The 1,184-nt window shown below is 65.0% G+C and carries 2 protein-coding genes; both read left to right on the forward strand.

Annotation, left to right across the window (positions count from 1 at the left end):
* The coding region (locus ACJH6I_RS31805) for a hotdog domain-containing protein (RefSeq protein WP_406785196.1) at positions 1 to 186 on the forward strand (186 nt) is incomplete at its 5' end.
* Positions 187 to 637: 451 nt separating this feature from the next.
* Positions 638 to 1,184: transposase (locus ACJH6I_RS31810; RefSeq protein ID WP_406785197.1), on the forward strand; the 547-nt coding region annotated here is incomplete at its 3' end.

Below are 1,184 nucleotides of genomic sequence, written 5' to 3' on the forward strand. Positions count from 1 at the left end.
CCGATGACCACGGTCGACCAGACCACGCATTTCATGCGCGCGGTGACCGCCTCCGACGTGCTGGCCGACGCCCGCGTGGTCCGGCTCGGCCGCACCATGAGCTTCGGCCGCGTCACGCTCTCCTCCGCCACCGACAACAAGCCGGTGGCGATGGTATCGAGCGCGTTCGCGATGTTGCCGGGATAGGACGCCGAGGCGACGCGCGTGAATGAACTACGCTGCCATCACCGTCATCCTGAGAGATGTGAGGCTTTGTCCGCATCTACTGTTGTCGTCGCCCGGCTCGACCGCGCGACCCAGTACGCCGCGGCCTATCGGCTCAAGCACGACCGTCTCTGGAATACTGGATCTCCCGCATGCGCGGGTGATGGCACTGGGTAAGCTGTTTGACAGTTGAATCAGACAGCAGCAAAACCCATCACCGTCATCCCGCGCAAAGGCTTCGCCTTTGTCGCTGGAGGTGCGAGCGCTTGCGAGCCTCGAAGGATGCACGGCCCGGCTGGTGGCCGTCGATCCTTCGAGACGCCGCTTCGCGGCTCCTCAGAGCGTGTGAATTTTTGTGGCTTGGGCGAAAGATGTAGCGGGAGGGATGGGGGATGTGATTCCCTGCAATCGCTGAATTGCGGGAGAGCGGGAGATGGCTGAAGACCAGCTGTTTGGAGAACTGCCGGAGCAGCCGAAGCCGCAAACTGATGCGGCGCCAGCGGGTTTGCCGCGTCTGCGCGAGCCGCAGCGCGATCAGATTGAACTGCGGGCGGTGGATATCGATAGCCTGATCGGGGAAGATCATCCGGCGCGGGTGATCTGGTGCTATGTCGACGGGCTCGAGCTGCGCGAGCTTGAAGATCGGATCAAGGCGCGGGGCGAGAGGCCGGGTCATCCGGCGACGTCGCCACGGCTTTTGCTGGCACTGTGGCTCTATGCGACCAGCGACGGGGTAGGAAGCGCTCGCGCCCTGGAGCGGCTGTGCGAGAGCCACGATGTCTATCGCTGGCTGTGTGGCGGGGTCTCGGTGAACTACCATACGCTGGCGGACTTCCGGGTCGGATGCGCCGATCTGCTCGATCGGCTGCTCGCCGAACATCTTGCGGCCTTGGCGGAGGTGGGCCTGGTCGACCTCAGCAAGCTGGCGCAGGACGGCGTGCGGATCCGGGCGAGCGCCGGGGCCGCCTCGTTCCGGCGAG

The sequence above is a fragment of the Mycobacterium sp. SMC-13 genome, from assembly GCF_045311035.1.
In the GTDB taxonomy this organism is placed as follows: Bacteria; Actinomycetota; Actinomycetes; order Mycobacteriales; family Mycobacteriaceae; genus Mycobacterium.